This window comes from Vibrio sp. PBL-C16, assembly GCF_034321865.1.
In the GTDB taxonomy this organism is placed as follows: domain Bacteria; phylum Pseudomonadota; class Gammaproteobacteria; order Enterobacterales; family Vibrionaceae; genus Vibrio; species Vibrio alginolyticus.
In genome coordinates this window covers 1,592,697-1,618,854 of the sequence record NZ_JAXLNY010000002.1, presented here as the reverse complement: position 1 = coordinate 1,618,854, position 26,158 = coordinate 1,592,697, and the positions used below count along the sequence as shown (strand labels likewise).

Sequence of the window (26,158 nt, the reverse complement as noted above, 5' to 3'; positions counted from 1 at the left end):
ATAAAACGAGCCAGTGACTAATCTTTGCTGTTAATCGCTGGCGTAACCGCTACCAATTGCGCGAAACGGCAAGTTCAGCTCTAATTCTGGAATTTGTTTACCCACCCAAGCCGGGAATGTATTGCTATTTGGCCCTGGAAACAGCGTATATTCTTCAGCCCAAGGGTATTGGCTAATAACACTTTGTATTTTAGGGATAAGCTGGCGGGCCTTTTCACCTTGTATGGAGAGGATCTTTTCTGGTTTTGCACCATACCAATATCGATCTGGCGTCCCAGTTTGGTACTGATATAGAGCGGGTTGTCCGCGATTCACTCTCCAGCCGACTACTTCATACACTGTATATTCGTTCGCATTTTCAGGCTTTATTGCAAACCATGTATGAACGGCAAACCAGCCTCGCCAGCCAAACGCGTCTGCGGCGTAAAACTCAATCACAGCATGCTTGACATTGGAAGGATCGGGTGCGATACCCGCAGGTTCTCTGCTTGCGGTACGCCAATCTCCTTGAGTGCATCCACCCAGCATAACCGCGATTGACATGAGCCAAATTTTTACAAGGTGAGTAAAGTTGAGAGGGTCTTTCATTTATTGCTCCTAGACCAACCGATGCTGGTAACGCTCTATTGATTTTAGCTATAAAAACGTGGCAAGTCTGATAGTCGAAATCCTCTCCTTATTAAAAGAGAGAGGGAAGTTAGTGCCATAATTCCAGTTCATACGTAATAATAAGGTAAGCCGATTTGTAACATGTGGCATAGACGATGCCGTATTTCTCGAACGATTCGTCTAGTTGCGTATGAAAAAGTAAGAGGTTGTATGTATTCCTTACACGGCCACATGAATTAAAAACATTAAAAAACAGAGATTTACAGTGGGTTTTGACTGATTGAGTGAGTTTGGGACCCTCACATTGTCTCACATTTGCTTGTTTTGGGCGGAATTTTCATCGCTCATCTTTTTGCGCGTTTAGAGTCAGCGTTCAGCTATGGCACAATAGGCGCTCACAGAACAAGTGCTGTTTGGTCATGCAAATAGCAGAAAAATAACTAGAAATAGAATAATTAATGTTTAAATCAAAAAGTATACTCGCATTAAGCGTGTTCGCATTTGGCTGTTTTGCCAATCAAGATAGCGAACCAACGTCCGTTGTGCTGAACTATGGTGACTCCTCCATCAGTACTGATATTCAAGCCAATCGAAAATTTCATGTTGTCCGAGACAATGAAAGTGAGCACGTAGAATTTTCCGGCGGAATCACAAAGGAGTATTCCGATTATATTGTGAATATTCATATCATAAGAAAAAGCAATATACGCAGATCAAGCCGAGAGCTGAATACAACCGTATTGATGAACAGTGATCAGATTGGGAAGCCTTTAGTGATTGGCATTGAAAATGATGAGTTCACTAGTATCACTTTGCGTTAATGCTTAGTATTTATTGAATAGGAATGAGGAAATTGATGCTCTCAATACGCTGCTATCGCACAGAGGATGCCCCAACACTGTGGGCACTCTTTTACCATACTGTGCGAATCATTAATCGTCGCGATTACACGGAATCACAAGTTTCCGCTTGGGCACCATCAGATTTTGACCTCGATGTGTGGCAACACAAAATGGACGATATTCAACCCTACGTCGCGGAGATAGAAGGGCAGGTCGTTGGCTATTGTGATTTGCAAGGTGACGGCTTGATTGATCATTTCTTTTGCCATCATGAATACCAAGGACAAGGTGTTGGTCGTGATTTGATGTCTTTTCTTTGTTCACAGGCGAAAGTACAGGGGATAAAACGACTGTATTCTGAAGTGAGTATTACCGCCCGACCTTTTTACGAGAAAATGGGTTTCACAGTTAAGTCTCGACAACGTGTTGAGGTTAGGGGAGAAACCTTAACTAACTTTATGATGGAAAAGTATATTTAACTTAAATCGTGAGCATTTAGTGAGCTTGAACACAGATATAAAATGTTTTCCAATGTGAAAACGAGTTCATTGATCTCGCACCAACGTTTTGTTTGAAAACAGTGTACATAATCTTCTCTGGAACGCCATTACCGCATTTCGTCTCTGAAGGCTTAAAAACAGCCTGAAAGTTTTGGTTTTGCGGCGGGTAATAGCGTTCCAAACGCCAAATGTGTCTGGCTAACCATCTCAGGAAGAGAAGTAGTACTATGCGTCCTTATCTCAAATACGTTGTTCCAACATTGATACCATTGCTTGTTTGGTTAATGCCTCTCTCTGCGTTCCCATTTGATGGCATTACTATCGTCCAGCAAAGAGTGATTGCAATCTTCTTGCTTGCCGCACTTTGCTGGGTATTCGAGCCAATTCCAATCTACGCCACTTCGGTTGTGATCATTGTCCTAGAGCTATTGCTTGTATCAAATAAAGGTATTGTGCTCTTTCGTTTGCAAGAAGGGCAGCCACATTTTGGTGAGCTATTACAATACAACGAGATAATGGCGACCTTCGCTAGTCCGATTATCATGCTCTTCCTCGGCGGTTTCTTTTTGGCTATGGCGGCGACAAAGTACAGGTTAGATGTCAACTTAGCCCGAGTGTTACTCAAACCATTTGGACAAAAACCAAAGTTCGTTATGCTGGGGTTGATGCTGATCACCGCTGTTTTTTCCATGTTTATGTCAAACACCGCAACAACAGCGATGATGTTGTCCATTTTAACCCCTGTGATAGCGGTTTTCGGGCCTAAAGACCCAGGTCGAATTGCATTCGCTTTGTGTATTCCTGTTGCGGCCAACATTGGTGGCATTGGTACTCCAATCGGCACGCCACCGAATGCCATCGCCCTAAAATATTTGGTTGGTGACAACTTAATTACGTTTGGTGAATGGATGGTATTTGGTGTGCCATTCGTTATTGTGATGATGGCGTTAGCCTGGTTTCTGATTGGCTTTTTGTATAAAGCCGAACAAACCACCATCGATCTGAACATTAAAAGCAAGTTTTTGAAAACACCCAAAGCAATAATGGTTTACGTCACCTTTGCCGGCACGATTATTCTTTGGTTGATGGGTTCTGCACATGGAATGAATTCTTACACAGTAGCATTAATTCCGGTCGCAGTGTTCTCACTGACGGGCATCATCAACAAAGAAGACTTGAAGAAAATCTCTTGGGATGTGCTTTGGTTGGTGTCAGGCGGTATTGCTCTGGGCCTTGCTCTAGATAAAACCGGGCTTGCGAAGCTGGTGGTACACAGCATTCCGTTTGATCAGTTCTCGCCATATGTTGTCTTGTTTGGTGCGGCTTTCTTGTGCTTGTTAATGGCAAACTTTATGTCGCATACAGCCACAGCAAACTTGCTGATGCCGATTATGGCTGCGCTGGGTACTTCTATGGCTTCGCTAACGCCTCTCGGCGGTGAAGTTACTCTGATCTTGGTCGTGACATTTGCCGCTTCACTCGGTATGTCGTTACCAATTAGTACGCCACCAAACGCGTTAGCTCATGCAACAGGGCATGTCGAGAGCGGCCAAATGGCTCGTATCGGTGCCGTGCTAGGCGTGATTGGCGTATTACTCAGCTTTGTGATGGTGTGGATTTTACATACTGTTGGGCATATTGGATAACCCATGTACGAAACGAAGTTAGACGCGTTAGTACAACGCTACTTTAATCACCTTGAACGCCGATTAACGGTTTTATCCGGGTCGGTGCTTATTGAGCAAGCTGGCTACAATGATCGCTTGTACTATGTGCTGTCGGGAGAACTGGCGGGCTATTACGCGGAAGATGACAAGAAACCGATTCAGGTATTTTCTGCGTCTCAAGGTGCGTTTATTGGCGTACATAGTTTCTTTTCTGGTACGTGGACTGCCTCTTCGACAGTGATTGCTCAAACCGATGTTGAATTGGCTTGGATACAGCGCGATACGCCCGCCGTGGAAGAGGCGACATACGGACCATTGACGACACAATTTATGCCTGTGATGGTTAACGAATTATCTCGTCGTCAACGGCGCGCAATGCAAGAGGCATTGGCTAAAGAAAAAGCACTACAAAAGCTTCATACCGCAGAGCAAATGACAACGTTGGGGCAGCTTGCAGCGGGTATTGCTCATGAGTTGAACAATGCGATAGGCGTTGTAAGCAGTAAATCAGAACGGCTAGAGACAGTTATCATGGAACTGCTTGAAGAAGTTCATCCGGAAGCGAGTCAATTTTTTGATTTTGGTTTAATGCAAGGGCAGAAAGTCTCTTCTAGCGAAGCGAGAAAGCGAGGGCGCCACTTCGAAAAATACTACGGTTTAACCAAGGAGGTTGCTCGTGATCTTGCGCGAGCCGTTCCAAATAATTTCCTTTCGGAACATTGGCTAAAAAGACCAGAAGAAGCGATACGTTTCTGGCAAATGGGGCGAGATCTCCATGACTTACGCATCGCCTCTAAACATACCGTTGGCATTGTGCGATCCGTAAAACAATTGGGGCGCACGGATATCGACTTGGATGAAGCGATTAACATCAATGATTCAATCAATCGCGCATTGGCTCTATTGCAAAGTGACTTAAGACGAGTGAGTGTTCGTTTTAGCCCTGCGGATTTACCTGCTTTTATTGGTTCTCAAACCGAACTCGTCCAAGTTTGGGTAAATATATTAAAGAATGCGTGCGATGCACTTGGTGAAACGGAGAAACCCGGTATCGAAATACATACTCGGGAGAGTAAGGGTAAAATTTTGGTCACGATTGCTAACAACGGACCAGAAATTGATGAAGCGACACGTAGAAAAATTTTCCGGCCAAACTTCACCACTAAAAAGGGGGGATTGTCGTTTGGTTTAGGGTTAGGTCTGTCGATTGTGAAGCGCATTATCGCCGGATATAACGGCTCTATTGTAGTAAAGAGCGACAGTGAAAAAACGATTTTTAGAATCAAGTTACCAGTAGAGGGTGAACATGGAGAAGCTTAATGTAATTTGCGTTGATGACCAACGAGAGGTACTAAGCGCGGTTCTACAAGATTTAGAGCCGTTAAATCAGTGGTTGAATATCGAAGACTGCGAATCAGCAGGTGAGGCTCTAGAACTGATGGATGAATTTGATGCAGAAGGCGAGATGATCGCATTGATTATTTCCGATCATGTGATGCCAGGTAAAACGGGAGTAGAGCTGCTGACCGATGTATCAAAAGACGGTCGTTTTGGCTTTACGAGGAAAGTGCTTCTTACCGGGCAAGCGACGCACACCGATACGATTAATGCGATCAACTCCGCAGGCATTGACCGCTACTTTGAAAAACCATGGCAAGCAAGCCAATTAATAGAGTGCGTTAGAAACCTGGTGACCCAATATATCTTTGATGTGGGCTTAGATTACACTCAGTATCACGAACATTTAGATCAGAGTGTGGTGTTTGAACGCCTACGTTAATAGGGGGCATTAAGCTTTGTTTTCGTCACGGCCAGTTAGTGTCTGAAATCTATAGTGAATAGTTCAGCATGTTTAACGTGGCCGTGCGGAATATTGCTCTAGTATGCTTAACTCAACGAATAGCGGCTTGCACTGGCAACAGAAAGTGGCTTAGAGAACCAATAACCTTGCAGATAATCGACGCCCATTTCGGTAAAAAATTCACACATTTTGGCGTCTTCAATTCCCTCAATCACTACTTCAATATTATTTTCCTGGCACATAGTGATAAGAAACTTCAGATATTCTTGTGAAGAGCGGTTGGTTAGTGTTTTCCACGCCATCGACCTATCAATTTTGATTTGTGTCATCGGAAGGTCGAAGAAGCTATTTAATGAACTGTAACCAGATCCAAAGTCATCCAGAGAGAGTGCAAATCCTAGTTCCCTGAGGGTATTCAGAGGGGCAATGGCTGTCTGATTATTATCCAAAATAAATGTTTCTGTTAGTTCCAACACAATAGACTCAGGAACGACACCAACCTCATCCGCCATGGCTTTAATTCGCGCAGGGAATTCACTATTCATTAACTGAAGTACAGAAACATTCACGTTGACACGAACTTGGTTTTGGTAACGCTCACGGTAGTTTTTGATAAATTCACACGCTTTGGCAAAGACTTGATATCCGAGTTCGACAATCAAACCTTTGTTCTCTGCGACGGGGATGAATTCGTCTGGATAAATTTCGCCAAACTCTTTGCTACGCCAGCGAACCAGAGATTCGAAGCTCACCACTTTTGAGCTTTTGGCGTCAATAATTGGCTGAAACTTAACGCTTAATGTCTGTTTTTCTAGTGCACTTTTTAGACCTTGTTCAATAAAGAAATAACGGTCTACGGCATGCTGAGTTTTCTCACTGTAAACCGCAACACGGTCTTTATTCTGCTCGCTTGCGTACTGACAAGTTCGTGCTGCTTTACGTAATATTTCCTCTGCTGAGTGACTTGGATCTATGCAAGGATACAAACCAATACTAATGTTACTTCCTAAGTATTGGCCCTCTTCAATCACTGCCTCGTGGTAGGTTTCCTTTAAACTTTCGGCATAACTTTGCAGCGTTTCTACCGAGCATTCATCGTGAATCAAAATCGCAAAGTCATCATCATGTACGCGATATACAGAACTATTTGGAGAAGGTAGGTGACTGAGAGTTTGTAGCAATTTTTCCACTAACCCATCGACCAACTCGCTGCCATATTGATTTAAGTAAGATTTAATCTCTTCTATCTGAATGTAACAGATAGATGCACAAGAATCGGTGGCTCGCACACTATCTTCAATATCCAGCAAGAGATGGGCGCGATTAGCCATACCTGACGCATTGTCATGAAATGCGACTTGATGAATGTAGCTTTCCATCAGCTTGCGTTCAGAAATATCACGGTGGCTACCAACCATATAATGACCATGTTCTGTTTCTTTGGTCATGGCTACGCCTTCAATCCAGACGTACTGTCCATTGGGTTTACGCACGCGGTAGGTCGTTGTGACCCTCGTGTTGTTGGTAATGATGTGAGCATCGACCCGAGTGGAGAGTCTTTCTCGATCGAGAGGGTGAACAAGGTCTAACCATTGCTCTAAGCTGATTCGACCAGCGTTGATACCAAGCTGCTCATAAAAGCCCTTGTTATAAAATACCATGGTTCCAAACTCATCCATGTAAAAGAGGCCTTCGTTAAACACATCGAAGATATGAATGAATCGTTCTTCGACGATTTTTAGGAACTCTCGGTCACTATCTGAGACTTGTTGGTCAAATATGGTGGTCAAGATATTTCCTCCTCGAGCCTTTTAGCATCAGAGATGAGTGTTGGGGTTGATAACATAGAGTTGATCTGCTGGCGTACATTACAATCACAAAAGTGTCAGTTCAAATTGTTTGGCTATCATTTTATGCGCTACTAGGTTAATAACATACTAAGATTAGGCGGCTAATCATCGACATTTATAAAAAATAGTCAACAGTAAAAATCATTTATAAAATACAGTTATTGATGCCGTCCGCAATCTATAAATATTTATGAATAATTATCCTAAAGTTATTTTCAGTTGTGTCGGTATCAATGTGCTGTTTTCTAACGTCATTTGTATATATGTTATCTTGGATAAAACCATAATAACAAAAAGGACTTAATGAGCGCGACCGATTATTAATTGACAGGATGCTCATTAATTGTAATCAATTCAAATTTATTATCACGCCAAGTAATCAAATCTCTTATAATGCGGACGTTAATATCGAGTAAGCCTTCTTTATATGCAGTACGATCCGAAAAATTCAATCAAAATTGCGCTCGCTGATATCGGCGTTGGTATGTTTGTTACCGCGATAGAGCACAACAAGCGCGTCAATTTAGCCAATGCAGGGCGGATATCTAGCCCTGAAGGCATTAAGAAGCTTGCTACAAGTGGCGTAAAGTATGTTTGGGTAGATCAAACATTATCTTCGCAGCAGTGTGTCTTCAAGCCTGTAGATGAATCAACTGATGCCACTAAAGAGACGAGAGAGCAGAAACACTCAGATTTTAAGAGGGGTCAACGAACTTATCGTTCGAGAGACATCCAACACAAGCGAGCCAAAAAGCTGATCGCCGAAGCAAAAGATTTGGCGCAGAAACTATTGAATCAAACTTTTGAAGGAAAAATCATTGAAGTTGATGAAGTAGAAGCTTGGGCTGACGATGTCATTGAAAGTGTTTTGATTGACTCAGATGCGTTGCAGTGTGTCTCTGCACTCCGAAAAAAAGACTCTTACTTATTGGAACATTCCGTCAATGTCGCTTGTCTTTTAGTGTCATTCGGTAAGTACTTGGGCTTGGATAAGCCAACGCTAAAACAGCTTGCTGTAGGTGGCATTATTCATGATGTAGGTAAAATTAAAGTCGATGATAAGATCTTGCACAAGCCAGCGAAGCTAACGCCTGAAGAATTTGAACATATGAAGCTACATCAAGTGTTCGCAGGTGAGATTATCCTTCACGTAAAAGGACTTAGTGACGTAAGCCGTGATGTTTGTTTGATGCACCACGAGAAGTTAGATGGCAATGGTTATCCTAGAGGCTTGAAGGGGGAGGAGATTCCAATTCACGGCCGTATGAGCTGTATTGTAGATATCTACGATGCGCTAACGGCTGATCGCTGTTACAAAAAAGGCATGAGTTCTGCCGAAGCGTTTAAAATCTTGTTGAGTCTAACGCCATTTCATTTAGACGCCGACTTAGTTTACAAATTCATTAATTGCATTGGGATGTACCCCGTAGGCTCTATTGTCGAGTTGAACGATGGGCGTGTTGGTATTGTTTGGTCTTCAAATGAATCTCAAGCATTAAAGCCAGAAGTGAAATGTTTCTACTCCCGCAAGTATAAACGATACATTGATGTCACGATGGTGGATTTAAAAACGAGTGCGTACAAAATTGAAAGAGCGATAGCGCCTTCATCGTTAGAGATCGATCCTAAGCCTTTTTATGATTAAGAGAAATGGATAAGCTTATACAACAGGCTTTACATCCTTGCATGTAGATCGTATTTTATTTGCATAACTATCTATTAATTTTTTCTAAGTTATTTAGATGCAAGATGGTTCTTAAGACCTCGGCTTCATGGATAGAAACCGGGCGATAAAATAGTTCTATACACAATGGGCTATAAACCTCTTTTTTCTGGAAGGGATTCCAATGCAAATAGATACATGGATTTTTTACACTCTTGCCATTCTCGTGCTCACTGCTTCACCAGGACCAAGCTCACTGTTGTGTTTGAGTAAAGGAGTGAGTAGTGGGTTTCGTATTGCTTTCATGACTGCACTTGGCAGTTTGTCTGCGATTACGATCATCCTTACGCTCTCATTTACCGGGCTGGGAGTTGTCATTGCTTCATCTGAGTTAGTTTTTAATATTATCAAATGGTGTGGTGCCGCTTATTTAATCTGGTTAGGTATTCAAGCGTTGCGCTCATCTCAGACAGATTTTAATAAAACGGCAACGACTCAAAGTTCCGCGACAGCGTTCAGCGCGTTCACTAGTGGTTTCATTGTTGGCGCTAGTAACCCCAAAGCGATAGTCTTTTTCACCGCTTTGTTTCCTCAATTCATTGAACCTTCCGCACCGCTACTGGCTCAATACGCGATTTTCGCGTCTACATTTGTGGTTTTTGAGCTTAGCTGGCTAACATTTTATGCATTGTTAGGGGTAAAAGCCTCTGATTGGTTGTTTGTCGCTGGAAGAGCGAAGTTGTTCAATCGTTTGACTGGTGGAGTATTTATTGGTGCTGGCGTGATGTTGTCGACGGCAAACCGATAAATAAGACAGACTTCGGTACGCAGTTAGGTTTTCCCATATAGTAAGTTGGAATGCGCTAATTTAGCTTTGTCTTATTTCCAGAATGGAAATAGACGTTTTGTTTATTTTCATTAGTGGCAACAGCCAAGCAGGAGTAAAATCACGTTACTCTTTAGGGGTAGAGCTCGTATTTTGTCTTGTGGGCTTGTGGTTACTTTGTAGGAATATCTTAGATGACAAGCCTTTCTAAACTACAACAACGTTTTCTAGATATCGCGACCGACGTCCGTCTTTCTCCAAAACAGAAGTCGAGTTTTTTAGCTTTAGAGGCGGAAGCGTGCATTCCTTACATGACCGTATCTCCATCACTGAGACAAGCAATGGATGAAGGCATCATCTGCGATATGTTTGAAGGTCATGCACCGTTTAAACCTCGCTATGTGTTGCCTGATTACGCTAAATTTCTATCGCAAGGCTCAGACTATTTAGAGTTGTCTCCGGCTGATGATTTCGATGATGCGTTGAACATGCTGACCATCATTTACCATCATGTTCCTTCGGTAACGAACATTCCGGTTTACTTAGGCCAGTTAGATGATGTCTTGTTGCCTTACATAGGCGACCTAACAGAGAGCCAGATTTACAAAAAGTTAAAACATTTTTGGATCATGCTGGATCGCACATTGCCAGATGCGTTTATGCATGTGAATGTCGGACCGACAGACAACATTATTTGTCGCACTGTTTTAAAAGTAGATGCGGAGCTCAAGCAGATCGCACCGAATCTCACCTTTATGTACGACGAGACAGTTACACCTGATGATTTACTTCGTCAAGCGACACAGAACATTTGTGAATGCAGTAAACCGCATATCGCCAATTACCCAATGCACGCGAAAGCCTACAACGGCTCACGCTTTGGTATTGTAAGTTGCTACAACTCGCTTCCATTAGCAGGTGGCTCGAACACATTGGTGCGAATGAATTTAAAAGAAGTTGCAAAACGAGCATCAGACTGTAACGACTTCTTAAATGCGTTGCCTTCTTACCATCGATTAATGGTCGAGCTCATAAACGCAAGAAGCACGCACTTGCATGAAAAATCGAACTTCTTTCAAGGCTTTTTGACGCAAGAAGGGTTGATAAAAGAGTCCTATTTCGCGCCAATGTATGGCGTTTACGGCATGGCCGAAGCGGTAAACCTTCTATTTGAAAAAGAAGGGCAAATAGGGCGATACGGAAAAAATGATCGAGCAAATACTTTTGCTCATGATGTTTCAGCAACACTGGCTAAACTGGTGGACTCAACCCCGGTGAAATATGGTTTAGATGGCAAAGCGCTCTTACATGCACAAGGCGGCATTAGCTTAGATCATGATGTTACGCCAGGTGTACGTCTGCCTTATGGTGCAGAGCCAGACCCTGTCACTTATGTACAAGCAACGGCGAAGCATCATCAGTATTATCGTGCGGGTATCAGCGATATTTTGACGATTGATGAAACGGTGAAATCTAACCCAGAAGCGATGTTCAATTTATGTAAAGGGGCACTAAATGCTGGTTATCGTGAGTTTACCGCGAATGTCACTTCAAATGACTTAATTCGCGTGACAGGCTACATGATCAAACTTTCAGATGTCGCGAAATATGATAAAGAAGGTTCGAGAACCAACACGACGTTTCTAGGTGCAGAAGCAGCAAAAAATACCAAAATTTTAGAACGCTCGCCACGTGTGGTGAGTCATGAAGTAACACCGACTTACACGCAGGCATAAGTTCGGTTTAGGAAAGAACAAGATGTCTAGACGAAGTGGAAGCCTTTTGGCAAAAGTCACTCGTATCCTTCCTTTCTCTTGTGTTGATGGGCCAGGAAATCGTCTAGTCATCTTTCTACAGGGTTGTAACTATCAGTGTTTGAACTGCCACAATCCTCACACGATAAACCATTGTAATCATTGTGGTGAGTGTGTGAGTGAATGTTCAGCAGGCGCATTGAAGTTCGACGAAAACAACAACGTTGTTTGGCTTAAAGAGGAGTGCACCCACTGCGATCATTGTATAGAGATATGTCAGAACCAATCTACTCCAAAAATTACTGACTACTCTGTAGTAACAATGCTCGATTTGATACGCAAACATCGCTTTTTCATCAGTGGTGTTACTGTATCCGGTGGGGAATCTACCTTACAACTTCCTTTCATTATTGAGCTGTTTAAAGGGATAAAACAAGATCCTGAATTACGGCACCTCTCTTGTTTCATCGACAGTAACGGTTCTTTAGCGGTTGCTGGTTGGCAGCGTATTCTACCTTTTCTGGATGGCGCAATGATCGATTTGAAAGCGTGGCAGACGGAGACGCATCAGTGGCTAACTGGGCGTGATAATCATCGTGTATTTAAAACCCTTCAGTACCTTGTTGAGCACGAAAAATTGTACGAGGTCCGCTTACTGCATATTCCCCAAAAAAGTGATTTAGATATAGAAATCGTAGCAATTGGACGTTACTTGAGTACTCTTCCTGAATCGGTGCTTATACGTTTAAATGCCTTTCAGCATCACGGAGTAGTGGGGGAGGCGTTAACTTGGGATATGTGCTCTCATCATGATATCGAACGCTTAAAATCAGAGCTTCGATGCTACGTGAGTAACCCTATCACAGTGCCGACAGTACTCACGTAGTACCGTTGTTTATCTATGCTTACGCATCACAGGCATCTAACATGGCGCAGGCGTCGAGTAATTGTTGCTGTAACCATTTTAAAGCGGGATCGTTTAAGCTCGCTTTGTTCCAAACGAGGCTGTAGGCTACCTGTCCGTAATCGAATGGAAGAGCTTGTTCAACCAAACCTTTTGCTTGCATTGCCGCTCTTGCCCAAAGCTTGGAGCATGTGAACAAGTAATCCGAGTGCTGACACATCACCGCAGCTGAACCAAAGTCGGCTACACGCATGGCCAAGTTTCGCTTTGAATGCCTTTGGGTGAGATTTTGCTCAAAATAAGGTTGTGACAGATCTTTATCATGAATACCGATGTGTCTTGCACAAAGGTAACTTTCAACAGATAAGGGTTGCTCAGCGAGTGGGTTCGATGCTCTCATTAAGCAAACCATTTCGTCTTTCAAAATGGTTTTCCAGACCAAGTCTTTATTTTGTGTGGGTGGTTGGCTGAGATCGTGAGGAAGCAACAAAAAATCCACTTGACCTCTTGCTAATGCATCGAAGCTCATTTCCTCTTTCGCATGGACATTCAAGTGCGCGTGGTTGCTCAGTTGTTGGGACAAGTGCTGTAGAACTGGCGCAAAGAGCTCAAATGAACTTTCACGCATTGCTAATGAAAAACTACCTTGATAGTAAGCCGGATTAAAAGAGCCTTGATGTAATAATCCATTCATACTGGAGAGTATGCCATGGATTGATGGGCCTATATGCAGCGCAAATGCTGTCGGCACTAAGCGAGTGCCATCACGGTAAAAAAGGTCATCCTTTAGCGTTTCGCGCAACTGTCCGAGCGTTTTACTGACGCTCGATGGTGTTACACACAAGCGTTCTGCCGCAAGTGTGACGCTGTGAGTGGTTAACAACATATGTAAAACAGTTAGATGTTTAAGGCTTATACGCGAAAGAGCAATGTAGTCCATAAATAGCATGGTTTCTTATGATTTTTGGCAGTATATCAGCATGAAACAAATTTTTACTATTGTTTATCTCGGAAACACGCCTGTTTCTCTTTGAGCTCAATGCATTTAATGGGTTGCATAAGGATTGATGGTGCTTATAAGTCTAGAAATTTATCTTAGTTTTGTTGGACTTTAATGCTTTCATTTATTCAATTCTAAAGCTTCTATGTAATTTTAATCAATTTGGAGGAGTTGATTGATTTGTACACGAATTAAACTTGTTTCTTGTTAATTAAAATAGATATTGTTTTGTTGATTGTTTGGTGATTTACTCATGATCCCTCAGTAACAAAGGTATAAATAATTAATGGACGACCCCTTTAGTCGACAAAACCCTTCACCATATGTCTTCTTATTATTGGAGACATGCTCATGCTAGAACTTTTTATGCAACCAGAAGCTTGGGCTATTTTCGCCACTTTGTTTGCGCTTGAAGTTGTCTTAGGCGTTGATAACGTCGTTTTTATCTCTGTCTTATGTGAAAGACTGCCGCTGCACCAACGTAAGCTGGCAAGAAGCCTTGGTATTGGTCTGGCTGTTGTTGCTCGTATTGGTTTAGTGTTTTCAATCTCTTGGATCATGCAACTGACTCAACCGCTATTTTCTTTGGCGAACCATGCGTTTACCGGAAGAGACGTCATCATGATTGCGGGTGGTGCATTCCTCTTGGCTAAAAGCCTGAAAGAGTTGTGGAGTTGGTTAAATCACAACGAGTCTGCTCACTCAACTCACGCCCGTACTGGTTTAGCGGTAGTTCTGTTGCAGATTGTTGCCGTGGATGCTGTATTCTCGATGGACTCGGTGATAACCGCCGTTGGTTTGACAAGTGATGTCCCACTTATGGTCGCAGCGATTGTTTCTTCTGCTATCGTGATGGTCATGACAGCAGAAAAAATCAATAACCTGGTGTCGTGTTACCCTGGTTTTAAGACACTTGCTTTGTTATTCCTCGTTTTGTTAGGTGGTTTATTGATGTCAGAAGGCTTCGAAATTCATATCAACAAAGGTTATGTGTATTTTGCGATGGCATTCGGCTTAATTCTGGAACTTTGTCATATCCAGTTAAAAAACAAACAACGCCCGACTATTAAACGTCTTAGTCCGTTGCGAGTTCATCCAACCAGATTAGAAGCTCGTCAATAATAAAAGATATTGCCGCTCATATGAGCGGCATTTTTATTTTCAGCCCTAAACCACCTACTTCAGTAGGTGGTTATCATCCGTTTCGGCTTTGCCTGTAAAACTACTCATGCTAAATGCGTCTTTGATTTTTCCAGAAGTCAAAGAGGACAAATAACATGAGTAGATACAATCAAGCTTCCCACGTATTTTGGCGTTGTCAATACCATATAGTGTGGACGCCAAAGTATCGATTTAGGATCTTGAAGAACAATATAGGTAAAGAAGTTTATCGATGTATTTATGTTTACTGTAATCAACTTGGATGTGAAGTCGTAGAGCTAAACGTACAAGTTGACCACGTACATTTAGTTGTAAAGGTCCCACCAAAGCTTTCGATATCCAAGTTGATGGGGGTATTGAAAGGCAAAATAGCCTTAAAGCTATTTAGCAAGTTTCCTCACCTTAGGAAGAACAGGCTTTGGGGTAATCACTTTTGGCAAAGAGGCTATTTTGTCGATAGTGTTGGAATCAATGAAGAAATAATACGCCGATATGTAAGACATCAAGAGAAGCAAGAGCGAGTAGAGCAGCAGCAATTGGCGCTGGACTAAACAAAGGCCCCCTTTTAGGGGGCTCACACAAAGCCACCTTCTTTAGAAGGTGGTAATTTACATTCGTCATCACCTATTTTTACTCTCTTTTTATTTTGTTGTCGTTTCGACAAAAAATCGCATTTGTTGTGGGGTTGAAGATTTTTTATATAGACCGCCCAACTAATATGAGTGAACGACAATAATGAATAAAATGATCGATGCGTTAGCAACCCATGGTTACTACATCTGGGATGATTTTCTTTCTGAACAAGAAGTGGATCAATTGCGAGACTGCATTCCAAGTAACTGGAAAAAAGCGCGTATTGGTCGTAATGACGATGTGACTCGTATTGAGTCAATTCGAAGTGACAAAATTCAATGGTTATCGCCCAATATGGGGCACGCGGTTACTTCTTACTTAGATAAGATGGAAGAAATACGCCAAGAAGTGAACCGTCACTTGTTTCTGGGACTTTTTGAGTATGAAGCTCACTTTGCCAAGTACGAGGAAGGGGATTTCTACCAAAAGCATCTAGATTGTTTTAAGGGCAATGAAAACCGTCGATTGACAACCGTTTTTTACATGAACGAATCTTGGACGGAAAAGGATGCAGGTGAATTGGTGGTTTACGATCTAAATGATAATAAGATAGCAACCATCCCTCCTCAATCAGGACGCTTACTTTTATTCTTATCTGAGCAATTCCCGCATGAGGTTTTACCGACCAACGCAGAGCGGTTCAGCATTGCAGGTTGGTTCAGAATCAATGGTGTGCGAGACAATGTACTTGATATTGCAAAATGATTGGTTTGCAACCTGTACAAAATCAGCAAAGGGCGTAGATACGCCCTTTATCGATTAAACATTAGTTGATAGCTCGTAACACTCGGTCATGTTTCGCTCTAGCACTGCATAGACGTCAGAACAAAGTTCTTGATTAGCGACTTGCTCGCCCATAATCGCGGCGATTTGTGCTTGAGCCATTCGTCCTCGGTAGGGACGGTCCTGAGACAGAGCTTGGAAGACATCCGCGACAGCAATGATACGCGATGGAACATCGAGCTCGGCGCCTGTTTTGTGATAGGGATAGCCCGACCCGTCTAAACGTTCATGATGATTGGAAGCCCACTCCGCTATTTTCGCGTTAGGGAAGACCTTATGCAATGCGAGCTGAGTATCAATTGTATGGCGTTTGATACGCGTATACTCTTGTTTATTAAGAGAGCCTTCTTTATGAAGAATCTCATCTGGTGTTTTTAACTTTCCGATATCATGCACCAACCCAGCAATAAATAACATCTCTTGGTCGTGCTCACAGAACCCAAGCTTGATGGCTAGATACCGAGATAACTCCGCCACTTTTTGCGAATGTTGATAAGTAAATGGGCTTTTTGCGTCAACAATTCGAGCGATAAACATTCCCAAACTATTCATATCTTGGATAGTGAGCTGTTTTTGAAGCCAATCAATGCTTTTAAAGTTTAATCCGATGGTTTCTATATTTTCAGACTCCATCGCGAACCAAAATGCGTCGGTCATAACGAGCTTAACCATTGCCTTAGCCATGTCTGGATTAAACAAAGTTCCAGCGTTTGCCATGATGCATTCTGCAATTAGTTCTTCATGAAGTGTGACAATGTCACAGTGGCAGTTCATGACGTATTTGGAACGCATAAAATCGAGACGGTCGGCTAAATAGAGTAGGGCAGCGACCTCTTTTTCAAAAGGCGGTAAATCAAGATATTTTAGTTCACTCCAATGTGTATGGTGGTAAAGAACAGGTGTAGCAAACTGACGCAACAAACGACACTGCTTGAGGCTTCGGTATCCTCTTAAGCAATGTGTTTTTACATCTTGTGGCACCAACTCCTCAAGTAACATTTTATGTTCTTGTGTTTCGGAGACCCCACAATCGTGGATCATCCCTGCGAAGTAGCAAAACTCCGCTTTTTCTGGTTCCCAGTTCATGACCCGAGCACATTGGTAAGCGATGTAAGCGACACGATGGCTATGGTGCGTATCATCAACACCTACATAGTCGAGTGCTCGAGCAACCCAGATAAGTGCTTGTTTCAGATCGACTTCAAAGCCCATGTCCGTATGGGAATGGCAAGAATGATTCATGGTTTATACCGACATTGCTAATTAGCCCACGCTAAACCCAAATCAGAAGGTGATAGGAAAAATTGGGTACGACAGCGAATAGACCCCAAAAAGGTGGGCGTTTAGACATAGTTTTGATTATGGGCGGGATAATAATCCTAGTTGCATAATAATATCACCTGAAGCTCATGGTTAAGAGTCAGATATTTGAACTAAGTATAAGTTTTGAAAGATTATTGTTGCTCTTGTTGACTTATTTGAAAACGACAATAAATCATGATGTAACGCATTCTTATTTTTATTTTTGTAAATCGTGCTCGCGCTCAACCAGAGACACACGGTATTGATGTGTGGTTAACAGAATTCATATTGTTGCTTTTGGCAAAAAATAAGAAGACTTCTTCGAGGCTCGCTCTGTAACTAACAGAGTAATAGGGAAAGAAGCTTGTTAACTACATGACAATAGAGCGTCGTTGAAAACATTTTCTCTGTAGCTCATGTCGTTGAGGAAAGATAATAAAATGGTACGGTTTCCCAGCGATGCTAGCCCTTTTAGTGAGATAAGTTTATTGAAAATGTGTGATTGCAAAGTAAGCATAGGTAGTAAAAGTAGCTAGAATGATAGCTCTAAATGAAAAGGATTTCGTATGTTGAAGCATCGTTTATACCGGAGTTACACCGCTGGGTTAAAAATTGCAGCCCATATCCTTCCTATGCCGAGACCAACCTTGTTTTCCGGCCCTGGTTCGATGAATGAGCTATTAGAATCGATGACCGAGCTGGGATTTAAACGCGTTTTGTTAGTTACCGACGAAGGGTTGGTCCAAGTCGGTATTGTAGATAAGGTGCTTGAGGCAGCAGCACAACTCGATTTACAGTTAGATGTTTTCTCGCAAGTTAAGCCCGATCCTACCTATGATCAGGTTGAGAGCGGTCTAGAGGCTTATCATCGTTTTCATTGTGAGGGCATATTAGCTTTGGGTGGCGGCTCTGCAATGGATTGTGCAAAAGTCATCGCTGCGAAAGTTACCAATAAACGGCCAATCAAAAAATTAGCTGGACTATTGAAGGTATGGCGAATGCCAGCGCCGCTTTTTGCTATTCCAACAACGGCTGGAACCGGAAGTGAAGTTACTATCGCTGCGGTCGTGTCAGATCCCTCCTCACACATTAAAACCCCTTTAATGGATCCAAAGTTGGTGCCACTAATGGCAGCTTTAGATGCGAATTTAATGATTGGTTTACCTCCTAAGATCACGGCTGATACTGGCGTTGATGCATTAACCCATGCTATTGAGGCCTATGTATCGAAAAACGCTACTCAAGAAACGATGGCTTATTCGGTTGCCGCTATTAAACTCATTTTTAAATATCTTCCTAGGGCTGTGATGCAAGGGGATGATGTCGAAGCTCGTCATAAAATGGCTATGGCATCCTATTACGCGGGTTTAGCATTTACCAAAGCGAGTTTGGGTTATGTTCATGCCTTTGCTCACACATTCGGTGCGAGATATGGAATACCTCATGGTATGGCAAACGGATTAGCCTTGTTGCCTGTGCTGCGCTTTTCATTATCAGAGATTGAGCCTCAACTAAGAAAGCTCGATGAGTTGACGGCCGAGGGGCAGTTAGGTAACGCAAGTGCTCAGCATTTTTTGGCGAATCTGGAGTCCTTGTTTTCAACTATTGATATTGAGCAAACCAGTGCGCTCATTCAACGTGAAGATGCTGATGCGCTTGTTGATTTAATTCTGAAAGAGGCGCACTGGAATTACCCTGTTCCCAAGTTCATGAACAGGGAAGAATGCACACAGTTATTGTTAAATATCAGTAAGGTGTAAATTATAGTTTACATGTGTGGTTTTTTATCCTTACACTTTGCTTGATCTTCTGCTAAAGATCCTACAATATCGACGGTAATACAAATATGGTGTTGGTTTCGGTCCGCCGTTGCCCGATCTAATACTGATAATTTCTAATAAAGTGTAAAGATTAATATACAATGAGTCGTTCTAAAGTATTCGGTAGTACGCTAATTATTGCGGGCACTACAATAGGCGCTGGTATGCTAGCGCTTCCACTTGCCTCTGCCGGCATTGGTTTTTCAACTTCTATTATCATCATGCTAGGCTTATGGGCTCTGATGGCTTTCACTGCCTTGCTTATGCTTGAGCTTCATCAACATGCGGAGAGTAGTGCTACACTTCATACTTTGGCGAAACAGCTCCTAGGTCAAAAAGGCAAGTGGGTGGCAAGTTTTGCGATGTTGTTTCTTTTCTACTCATTATGTGCAGCGTATATCGCTGGCGGTGGTGCTCAGTTCGGAGACCGCCTTGCACAATGGTTTGACCTCGATATTTCAGGGCCTACATCAACGATAATCTTTACCTTGATTGTGACTTTAGTTGTGACAGTGGGTACCGGTACGGTCGATAAAGTAAACCGAGTTCTGTTCGCGATGAAGCTCATTGCGATGGTTGCGGTGCTTTCTTTTCTTGCTCCAAACGTTACGGAATCTTACTTGTTAAGTATGCCAATCGAACAAGGCCTTGTTGTAGCGGCGATTCCGGTGATCTTTACTTCGTTTGGTTTCCACGGAAGTATACCTGCAATTGTGAATTACTTAGACGGTGACACTTCTTCTTTACGCAAAGCCGTTATTATTGGTTCGACGATTCCACTCGTTATTTATATCTTTTGGCAAATCGTGACGTTGGGTGTGGTTAGCCAAAGTACGCTTGTTGAGAACGGAGGGTTGAGCGCACTGATTGGTCAACTATCTCAGACAGTACACCAATCAAATTTGGGTAGCATTGTTGGTGTGTTTGCTGACTTGGCATTGTTGACATCGTTCCTTGGCGTGAGTTTGGGTCTATTCGAATTTTTGGGTGATACCATCAAAGGAAGTAACGATAAGCCTAATCGTTTGATTGCGGCACTAGTGACGTTTACTCCACCGCTAGGCTTCGCACTTTTCTATCCTCAAGGCTTTATTATGGCTTTGGGCTATGCAGCGATTGCCTTAGCGATTTTAGCCATCTTTTTGCCTTTGGTTATGGTGATCAAGGTTCGTAAATCGGATGATTTTACTGGGGAGTACCGCGTCGCTGGTGGTCAAGGTGCGCTAGTGATAACGGGCATCGCTGGCACTGGCATCGTATTCGCTCAGGTGTTAATTACGCTGGGTGTGCTTCCTGCTCTAGGCTAGTTGTTTAGAACGTTCTTTGAATAACCTCTAGTTACTGAATCCATCGTAATCAATCTGTATTGTTAGGCCAACGAGTTTCGCTCGTTGGCTTTTTTAATCTGGATCAAATTACCGTAAGATATCCGGTGAAAAAATTGGTAGAAATGTGCTTTTATTTCGTACACTTAAGTTGTGGTATATCGATAATTTAAGTGGAGAAAACCGCTCAAAATACCATTGAATTTGCAACACAATGAGCTTTTCTTGTTTCTCTGCTTTGGTGTGGAGGTGAAGCATGGCGCACCGGAGTTTTTACCCGTTTGCAAAACCGCTTAACGAGCAACTGCAAACGCTAAAAGGCAGGATGCAGGCGCACTTGCCATGTATTGATAGGGTGTCATTTGCAAAATATCACCCAGACCAAGATGTGCTCAAATCATTTGCAGAAAGTGAGTTTGACACTTGGTGTTTAGCCCATCACGAATCAGCATTCCGTAAACTCCACCACCTCAATATTGCCTCTAAAAACGCGGTTCCTCGTATCGTCGAAGACCTTCATGATATTAATCACTGTCCTCGGGTTCAAATTTTACTCAAACACGGATATCAGTCGTCGGCTGCTATTCCTTGTTATGACAACAAAGCTTTTACTGGTTTTGTATTTTTGAACTCCACTCAACGTGATGCGTTTAGTTTAGAAGCGCTGAATGGTCTTAAACCTTATTTCGAAATGATTCGATTTGCGGTTGAATCAGAGACTCAAGTAGTCAATGCGATAGAAACGCTAGCGAACCGAATGCAATGTATGATGCCAGGCTATTCACCTGAGTATTACGCGCATACCAAACGCATGAAGTACTACAGTCAAATTATCGCAACGCAGTTAGCGGATCGTTATCACCTGAATGACGAAATGGTCGAAGATATTGGTATTTTTGCTCAGTTCCATGCGCTCGGTGATAGTCAGCTGCCAGTTGAAATTGCTAGCCGCCGAACAAATTACTCTCAAGAACAAGAGGCGATATTGATTCAACATATTGAGCGTTGTATCGATTCAGCGGATGACATAGTTGCCCGTATCGGAAATCCGGTTCACCCGAGTGTGACTTTGTTTTTGCAGATGGTTACTTATCAGTACGAAAACTTAAATGGCACTGGTTATCCTTATGGTTTAACCAATGATGATATACCAATCGCCGCGCAAATTACGGCTGTCGCGAATGCCTTTGATTTTATGACGACGCACCATCCGTACAGACAAGCGTGGTCCATCCCATACGCATTGTTAGAACTTGAAAAATGGGTATATCAGGGATGGTTATCTCGAGAATGTGTTGATGCTCTGCGAGAGCATCAAGGTTATATAAAGCAAATCATCCACAAATATCCCGAGCACTATACAGGCTTGGGGTTAATGTGAAGAGCAGTAACAAAGTTGAAATGTTGACGAGGAGGAATATTTAAACAATACTGTTTTTATATACAGTAATGAGTTTGGAGGTGAAGTATGTTGTGGGAAACCCTTGAAAGAGTAAACCGCTTACGCCAACAAGCACTTGCAAATCCTGAGTTTGTTGAGTCAGCAAAAGAGCACGAACAAGCACTTCAGGAGCAAGAATACCATTATCAAACTAAGAAAAAGCGTTCAGCCAAAGACAAACAAGGTAAAAAGTCGCTGGCCGATATCTATAAAGAAGTAGAGTTTGGCGCTGACGCTCGTCATTAATGTATTCACTGCGGTATTTTTCATTTCTTCATACGCTGCAGTATTCGTTCAAATTTATGCGAGAGCAGTGGGAGACCGCTGCTCTCGTTGACCTGCCTATAATTTACTAATGAAGTTCAGCAGAGCAAATTATCACTAACACTTAGCAATTCTCTCAATGATCTTGTTGATGTAATGATAATGACAACGGTTTGCATTTGTATCTTTGTTGTTATATAAAACCTCCCTTATTAATCGTTCTGTTGAATAAGAACGGCAAACGTGATCAACGAATGAGAGCTCTGAATAACTGTTATTCGTAAATGGCTATTAGGTGAAGTAGGGATGTTGGAAGCTAAAGCACTCCAGTTTGAGATTGAAGGCAAGTCATTGCTAAAAGCGTTTGATGTGACATTTGAACCCGGAAAAACATACGCTCTTGTTGGACACAATGGTTCAGGAAAATCCACATTGTTAAAGTTGCTGGCACAGCAACAGCCATACACCGCTGGTGACGTGGTTCTGCATGGAACGAGCATTAACGATCTCTCAGCGAAAAAATTCGCCCAACACATTGCCTACTTGCCTCAGCATCTTCCAGTGACCGACAGTATTTTAGGTCGAGATTTAGTCGGTTTTGGTCGTTATCCATGGCATGGTTTACTTGGACGTTTGAGTAAGAAAGATCACGACATTGTTGAAGAAGCAATGGCGATGACAGGCACACTAAAATACGCAGATCGCTTAGTGGACACGTTATCTGGAGGAGAGCGTCAACGTGTGTGGCTAGCTATGCTGTTAGCCCAAAAAACCGAGTATTTGCTTCTTGATGAGCCTTTGTCTGCGCTAGATATCAGCCATCAAGTCGATATGTTGAAGCTTATCTCTAAACTCAGTCAAGAACTGGGCTTGGGCGTTATTATCGTATTACACGACATCAACTTGGCTGCACGATTTTGCGACTACATCGTTGCATTACATCAAGGTGATTTGATTGCACAAGGCAATGTTGAACAGGTGTTTACTGAACCTAAGTTGAGGGACATATATGGGATAGAGATGATGATCTCTGACCACCCTGCGGGTTACCCGGTGGCGATGCCAAGCTAAAGGTTGGAATAATGAGCAGTACAAACACTCGACTTAAACATTTCTCTTTCGCTCTCTCACTTAGTGCGCTTTTGGTCAGTTCTTTTCAAGCACTAGCTGACGCATCACCTCGGGTGATGTCGGTTGATTGGACACAAACTGAAACGATGTTGGCGTTAGGGGTTGTGCCCGTAGGCGTCGCTCAAGGGCAAGATTACGATGCTTGGGTAAAATCGCCACCGTTACCACCTCAAACTAAGGATGTAGGGTTAAGAACTCAACCCAATATAGAGCGTATTTACGAGCTCAGACCTGACCGTATTTTTATTGCCCCGTACTTCTCCTCAATGAAGCATCGTTTAGTCGATATTGCCCCCGTTACCACGATTGACTTATATGAAAGCGGGATCACAGATTGGTCGGTACTTACTCGTTTCACTCGGAGGTTTGGTGAAGAGCTGGGAAGAGAAGCGGAAGCAGAGGCGCTTATCCAACAATATGAAAAACGTTTCTCTTTATTAAAACAGCGCATAAACAAAGACCAGCCGCCGCTTTTAATGATTCAGTTTATGGATACGAAGCACGTTCGTGTTTTTGGTCAAAATAGTCTTTACTCTCAGGCTATCGAAAAGATTGGGCTGAGTAATGCATGGAATGAAAAGACGAATAGCTGGGGCTTTAGCCTAGTTGGCATCGACAAGTTAGCTGGCATAAAAGCTCAAATTGTTATCGTAGAGCCATTACCTTACGGTGGAGCGGAGCAGCTCTCTCAAGACCCATTTTGGCAATATGTTGTTCAACAATCTGGTGAAAAGGTCATGCAAGTCGCACCCGTTTGGAGTTTTGGTTCTATGCCTTCAGCTCTCCGTTTCGCAGAGTTAGTTACGGCGAGTAAGGTCGAGGAGTTAACACAATGAAAACGATGCCTTTAAGCTTTGTGGTGTTACTTTCGGCATTTACCTTTTCTATTGGTGCTTTCCAATTGTACCAAGTAAGCTCATTTTCGTTGGCTCTAAGCAGTTTATGGGAGCCTAACTTTCAATCTATCGATTCTGTTTTACTTCACTTTAGCTGGTGGCCTCGAGTCTTCACCACGATTATATCTGGTGCTGGATTAGCGGTTGCTGGGGTATTGATGCAGCAAGTGCTGCGTAACCCTCTCGCTTCACCCACGACACTTGGTGTGGCGAGCGGTTCAAGTTTTGCTTTGATGTTAGCTACGCTATTCGCACCTTGGATGTTGGATATCGCGCCTAATTTGGTTGCTCTCATCGGCGGTGTGATATCGATGGGGTTGGTGATGCTGTTGTCATGGCGACGAGCGTTATCTCCAACGGTTGTCGTCGTTTCTGGGTTAGTGATAAACCTGTACTTTGCATCATTAAGTACGGTTATTCTGATGATGAATACCGAAAAGCTGAATGGGTTAATGATATGGGGAGCCGGTTCGCTTGTTCAGAGTGGATGGGGAGATTTCTCGTATCTTGCCCCTCGAATCGCACTTGCTACGGTCGTTGCATTTGTGATTGCAAAGCCGTTAAGTCTGTTGGAACTCTCCGAGCAAGGTGCCAAGAGTTTAGGTGTCTCGCTAGCTAAGTTGCGTTTTGTCTGTCTTGGGCTTGCGGTGTTAATCACTTCTTGGGTGGTTTCTGCCGTAGGAATCATCGGTTTCATCGGGTTAGCGGCGCCAGCGATTACTCGATTGATAGGTATCAATAAAATCCAGCATAAGCTTTGGGTATCAATGCTGATTGGTGCCATGTTATTGACTTTAACCGATTTGGTTATTCAGCAACTGCCAGGGCTAATGGCGAGTTTTATACCAACGGGAGCAGCAACCGCTGCACTGGGCGCTCCGCTACTGTTATGGCTGTTACCTCGCTTATCACAAAAGACGCAGGGCCATACTCAAACAGTGTTAACTCGACACCGTCAACATGTTTACAAGCTAAACCCTAAAGCGATCTCATTGGCGTTGATCGGCACGTTAATTTCTGTTGTTCTTTTTGCCACGGTTGCTGTGCAAAATGAAGGGTGGGCAAACTTATTTTCTAGCCAAAATTGGATTTTTTTGGAATGGCGCGCACCTAGATTATTTGCAGCAGCAATTGCGGGGGCAATGTTGGCGATTGCTGGAACCATGATTCAACGCCTAAGTGGAAACCCAATGGCAAGTCCTGAAGTGATCGGTATCAGTTCAGGGACAGCGATGGGATTGATCATCGCGATGTTTACTGGGTTTGATTCGTCAATTTTCACTCTTTCTCTAGGCGGGCTCGTAGGCGCATTAGCGACGGTATTAGTCATTGTGCTGCTAAACCGTAAGTCAGGCTTTCAGCCGGAGCGTATTTTGTTGACTGGTATTGCGATAACCGCACTGATGAATGCAATACAGAGCTTTATTCTAGCCACTGGTGACCCAAGAAGTTATCAAGCATTGGCTTGGTTGTCTGGGTCTACCTACTATGTCTCGGTTGAAACGTTACTCCCATTGTCTTTATCTGCGCTTGTCTTTATAGGGTTGAGTTTTCTCTGCGTAAGATGGCTAGATATTCTTCCTGTCGGTGCCGCTTCCTCTAAAGCACTTGGAATTCGAGTTGATCGTTCACGCGCAATACTGCTTCTTTTAGTTGCTTGTCTCACGGTCAGTGCGACATTGGTTGTTGGCCCGATTAGCTTTGTTGGGTTGTTGGCTCCGCATTTAGCTCGCTTATTTGGTTTTAACAAAGCGTCACAACACATGTTATGCGCCGCGATACTGGGGGCAGGGGTGATGTTGTTGGCTGATTGGTTGGGACGACAGGTCCTTTACCCGCAAGAAATACCAACAGGGCTTATGGCGTCTCTCATTGGCGGTTTGTATTTAATGTGGGGTTTACGCCGCTTATAGAAATGAGCTAAGCCTCAACCAAGAAAGTACTTATACAAATAAGCACTCGTAGTGGCATTCGTAACCTATGCGA

Annotated in this window: 23 protein-coding genes; 19 read left to right on the top strand and 4 right to left on the bottom strand. The window is 43.0% G+C overall.

Features of this window, described 5'->3' with window-relative positions:
* Positions 1-30 precede the first annotated feature (30 nt).
* Positions 31-588 (bottom strand): DUF3750 domain-containing protein, encoded by a 558-nt coding sequence (locus UQW94_RS15680; protein WP_213893819.1) that lies wholly within the window; start codon positions 586-588, stop codon positions 31-33.
* A gap of 479 nt (positions 589-1,067) precedes the next feature.
* Between UQW94_RS15680 and UQW94_RS15675 the strand changes: the two genes are divergently transcribed.
* The 5 genes from UQW94_RS15675 (at position 1,068) to UQW94_RS15655 (ending at position 5,398) form a co-directional block, all read left to right on the top strand.
* Positions 1,068-1,430 (top strand): hypothetical protein, encoded by a 363-nt coding sequence (locus tag UQW94_RS15675; RefSeq protein ID WP_053350584.1) that lies wholly within the window; start codon positions 1,068-1,070, stop codon positions 1,428-1,430.
* Between the two features lie 35 nt (positions 1,431-1,465).
* Positions 1,466-1,930 carry a GNAT family N-acetyltransferase gene (locus UQW94_RS15670; RefSeq protein ID WP_104979128.1) on the top strand — a complete coding sequence of 155 codons (465 nt, stop codon included), beginning with the start codon at positions 1,466-1,468 and terminating at the stop codon, positions 1,928-1,930.
* A gap of 248 nt (positions 1,931-2,178) precedes the next feature.
* Positions 2,179-3,597, top strand: coding sequence for an SLC13 family permease (locus tag UQW94_RS15665; RefSeq protein ID WP_017634015.1), 1,419 nt, complete (start codon positions 2,179-2,181; stop codon positions 3,595-3,597).
* A gap of 3 nt (positions 3,598-3,600) precedes the next feature.
* The gene (locus UQW94_RS15660; protein ID WP_005389108.1) at positions 3,601-4,938 is read left to right on the top strand and encodes an ATP-binding protein; all 1,338 of its coding nucleotides are present in this window, start codon (positions 3,601-3,603) and stop codon (positions 4,936-4,938) included.
* Positions 4,925-5,398, top strand: a complete 474-nt coding sequence (locus tag UQW94_RS15655; RefSeq protein WP_053303110.1) for a response regulator — start codon at positions 4,925-4,927, stop codon at positions 5,396-5,398. The genes UQW94_RS15660 and UQW94_RS15655 overlap by 14 nt, the downstream gene beginning before the upstream one ends.
* A 107-nt stretch (positions 5,399-5,505) precedes the next feature.
* Here UQW94_RS15655 and UQW94_RS15650 read toward each other — a convergent pair whose 3' ends face one another.
* Positions 5,506-7,209, bottom strand: a complete 1,704-nt coding sequence (locus UQW94_RS15650; RefSeq protein WP_213901119.1) for a putative bifunctional diguanylate cyclase/phosphodiesterase — start codon at positions 7,207-7,209, stop codon at positions 5,506-5,508.
* 487 nt (positions 7,210-7,696) lie between these two features.
* Between UQW94_RS15650 and UQW94_RS15645 the strand changes: the two genes are divergently transcribed.
* The 4 genes from UQW94_RS15645 (at position 7,697) to UQW94_RS15630 (ending at position 12,398) form a co-directional block, all read left to right on the top strand.
* Entirely contained in the window at positions 7,697-8,914 is a 1,218-nt protein-coding gene (locus UQW94_RS15645; protein WP_025766705.1) for an HD-GYP domain-containing protein, read from the top strand.
* A gap of 202 nt (positions 8,915-9,116) precedes the next feature.
* Positions 9,117-9,740 carry a LysE family translocator gene (locus UQW94_RS15640; RefSeq protein WP_005377741.1) on the top strand — a complete coding sequence of 208 codons (624 nt, stop codon included), beginning with the start codon at positions 9,117-9,119 and terminating at the stop codon, positions 9,738-9,740.
* A gap of 212 nt (positions 9,741-9,952) precedes the next feature.
* A complete protein-coding gene (locus UQW94_RS15635; protein WP_151514746.1) occupies positions 9,953-11,494 on the top strand; it encodes a YjjI family glycine radical enzyme in 1,542 nt (513 codons plus the stop codon).
* Between the two features lie 22 nt (positions 11,495-11,516).
* The gene (locus UQW94_RS15630) at positions 11,517-12,398 is read left to right on the top strand and encodes a YjjW family glycine radical enzyme activase (RefSeq protein ID WP_225472886.1); all 882 of its coding nucleotides are present in this window, start codon (positions 11,517-11,519) and stop codon (positions 12,396-12,398) included.
* A gap of 19 nt (positions 12,399-12,417) precedes the next feature.
* Here UQW94_RS15630 and UQW94_RS15625 read toward each other — a convergent pair whose 3' ends face one another.
* Positions 12,418-13,356 (bottom strand): LysR family transcriptional regulator, encoded by a 939-nt coding sequence (locus tag UQW94_RS15625; protein ID WP_005377737.1) that lies wholly within the window; start codon positions 13,354-13,356, stop codon positions 12,418-12,420.
* Between the two features lie 411 nt (positions 13,357-13,767).
* On the opposite strand from UQW94_RS15625, the gene UQW94_RS15620 reads away from it, so the two are divergent.
* The 3 genes from UQW94_RS15620 to UQW94_RS15610 all read left to right on the top strand — a co-directional run bounded on the left by UQW94_RS15620 (position 13,768) and on the right by UQW94_RS15610 (position 15,915).
* A complete protein-coding gene (locus tag UQW94_RS15620) occupies positions 13,768-14,538 on the top strand; it encodes a TerC family protein (protein ID WP_225472887.1) in 771 nt (256 codons plus the stop codon).
* Positions 14,539-14,693: 155 nt separating this feature from the next.
* Entirely contained in the window at positions 14,694-15,128 is a 435-nt protein-coding gene (tnpA, locus tag UQW94_RS15615) for an IS200/IS605 family transposase (protein WP_017633711.1), read from the top strand.
* 184 nt (positions 15,129-15,312) lie between these two features.
* Entirely contained in the window at positions 15,313-15,915 is a 603-nt protein-coding gene (locus tag UQW94_RS15610) for a 2OG-Fe(II) oxygenase (protein ID WP_033905235.1), read from the top strand.
* A gap of 54 nt (positions 15,916-15,969) precedes the next feature.
* Here the strand turns inward: UQW94_RS15610 and UQW94_RS15605 are convergent, their stop codons facing one another.
* On the bottom strand, positions 15,970-17,235 hold the full coding sequence (locus UQW94_RS15605) for an HD domain-containing phosphohydrolase (protein WP_005389088.1): 1,266 nt from the start codon (positions 17,233-17,235) through the stop codon (positions 15,970-15,972).
* Between the two features lie 626 nt (positions 17,236-17,861).
* On the opposite strand from UQW94_RS15605, the gene UQW94_RS15600 reads away from it, so the two are divergent.
* The 7 genes from UQW94_RS15600 to fhuB all read left to right on the top strand — a co-directional run bounded on the left by UQW94_RS15600 (position 17,862) and on the right by fhuB (position 26,085).
* Positions 17,862-19,055 carry an iron-containing alcohol dehydrogenase gene (locus tag UQW94_RS15600; protein WP_017634023.1) on the top strand — a complete coding sequence of 398 codons (1,194 nt, stop codon included), beginning with the start codon at positions 17,862-17,864 and terminating at the stop codon, positions 19,053-19,055.
* A gap of 161 nt (positions 19,056-19,216) precedes the next feature.
* Complete coding sequence (locus tag UQW94_RS15595; RefSeq protein ID WP_225472888.1) at positions 19,217-20,422, top strand: aromatic amino acid transport family protein; 1,206 nt, start codon at positions 19,217-19,219, stop codon at positions 20,420-20,422.
* Positions 20,423-20,696: 274 nt separating this feature from the next.
* Positions 20,697-21,821: an HD-GYP domain-containing protein gene (locus tag UQW94_RS15590; protein WP_054574122.1), complete on the top strand. Its 1,125-nt coding sequence runs from the start codon at positions 20,697-20,699 to the stop codon at positions 21,819-21,821.
* Between the two features lie 87 nt (positions 21,822-21,908).
* Positions 21,909-22,127 carry a hypothetical protein gene (locus UQW94_RS15585; protein WP_005377723.1) on the top strand — a complete coding sequence of 73 codons (219 nt, stop codon included), beginning with the start codon at positions 21,909-21,911 and terminating at the stop codon, positions 22,125-22,127.
* A 324-nt stretch (positions 22,128-22,451) separates the two neighbouring features.
* Complete coding sequence (locus UQW94_RS15580) at positions 22,452-23,216, top strand: ABC transporter ATP-binding protein (RefSeq protein ID WP_005377721.1); 765 nt, start codon at positions 22,452-22,454, stop codon at positions 23,214-23,216.
* 11 nt (positions 23,217-23,227) lie between these two features.
* Positions 23,228-24,112 carry an iron-siderophore ABC transporter substrate-binding protein gene (locus UQW94_RS15575; protein WP_054574124.1) on the top strand — a complete coding sequence of 295 codons (885 nt, stop codon included), beginning with the start codon at positions 23,228-23,230 and terminating at the stop codon, positions 24,110-24,112.
* Positions 24,109-26,085: a Fe(3+)-hydroxamate ABC transporter permease FhuB gene (gene fhuB / locus UQW94_RS15570; RefSeq protein ID WP_322142375.1), complete on the top strand. Its 1,977-nt coding sequence runs from the start codon at positions 24,109-24,111 to the stop codon at positions 26,083-26,085. Before UQW94_RS15575 ends, fhuB begins: the two co-directional genes overlap by 4 nt.
* Positions 26,086-26,158 lie beyond the last annotated feature (73 nt).